The organism is Marseilla massiliensis, assembly GCF_016899955.1.
Taxonomy (GTDB): Bacteria; Bacteroidota; Bacteroidia; order Bacteroidales; family Bacteroidaceae; genus Prevotella; species Prevotella intestinigallinarum.
Genome location: NZ_JACJJL010000085.1, coordinates 1 through 1,077 on the forward strand (window position 1 = coordinate 1; position 1,077 = coordinate 1,077).

The following is a 1,077-nucleotide window of genomic DNA, read 5'->3' on the forward strand; positions in this document are numbered from 1 at the left end:
GACTTCGTTTCCGGGTCAAGCTGGAGGTACTGCCGGGTCTTTTCGCCGTTCACATCCACGGCCTTTTGGATGACTTCGCCTTTTTTGAGGCGTTCCGCTTCCTGTTCAGTCAGGCCGAGAGCCTTGTTGCGTTCCGTTTCAAGAATTGCCCTGACGGGATAGGCCATCAGGGCCGGGTTGCCCTGCCGGTCTGTCACCAGCTGGAGTTTGAGCGGCAGCGTGACGGCGTTGCCGTTCTGTGCGCGGATGGAGACCTGCATGAGGGGCGTGACCTCGCCGGAGAGCAGCTTTTCCTTCACCTCTTGCGGAAGAAGGTCTGCCTTCTCCTTGTCGATACCCAGCATCGCCAGCTTCCCGTAGGGCAGCGTTTCGGATAAATTTCTGTTGTCCATTTCGTTATACTTGTTTTTACGGGTTAATTTTGCGGCCGGAACCGCTTGAACACCCTGCAAAAGTATTTTCACCCAAACGAGAAAAAGAAATGCACAACACTATTCTGTCGTTCCTGATGCTGTTGCTGATGCCCCTTAGCGCATCGGCACAGTTCTATACCATCACCAAAGAGTCGGAGTTAATACCCGGCTCCGGAAACAGAATGATGAAAACGACTGGAAAAGAGAATGATACAATCAACAATGATGCGCAAAGTGTCAGAAATGACACCTTGCATATTCATGTGGCGACAAAAGAAAAGAAGAAGGGAATAGGCCAAAAAGGTGACAAAAGGACATCCCCAAAATCCATGCCTCCCGAATTGACTATCCCCAACCTCTATGCGGAAATCATGCGCAACGGCATACGACATCCGAAAATCGTATTGGCGCAGGCTATCCTTGAAACCGGATGGTTCACCTCCCCGGTATGCAGGAACAAGCATAACCTGTTCGGCCTGACCAATCCACGGACAGGAAAATATTTCGAGTTTGGGCATTGGACGGAAAGCGTCAGGGCGTACTATACAAAAGTGCAGTACAAGTACAATGGAGGGAACTACCTGCTATGGCTGAAGAACATCGGCTATGCGGAAGACCCAAGGTATGTCCGTTCGCTAAGCCGTATATTGGAGCAATACCTCTA

At 50.7% G+C, this 1,077-nt stretch carries 2 protein-coding genes; one reads left to right on the forward strand and one right to left on the reverse strand.

Features of this window, described 5'->3' with window-relative positions; all coding sequences use genetic code 11:
• Positions 1-392: DUF4099 domain-containing protein (locus H6B30_RS16875; protein ID WP_205112239.1), on the reverse strand; the 392-nt coding region annotated here is incomplete at its 3' end.
• 89 nt (positions 393-481) lie between these two features.
• Between H6B30_RS16875 and H6B30_RS16885 the strand changes: the two genes are divergently transcribed.
• Positions 482-1,077 (forward strand): glucosaminidase domain-containing protein (locus H6B30_RS16885; RefSeq protein WP_204428670.1); only part of this gene is annotated, 596 nt, incomplete at its 3' end.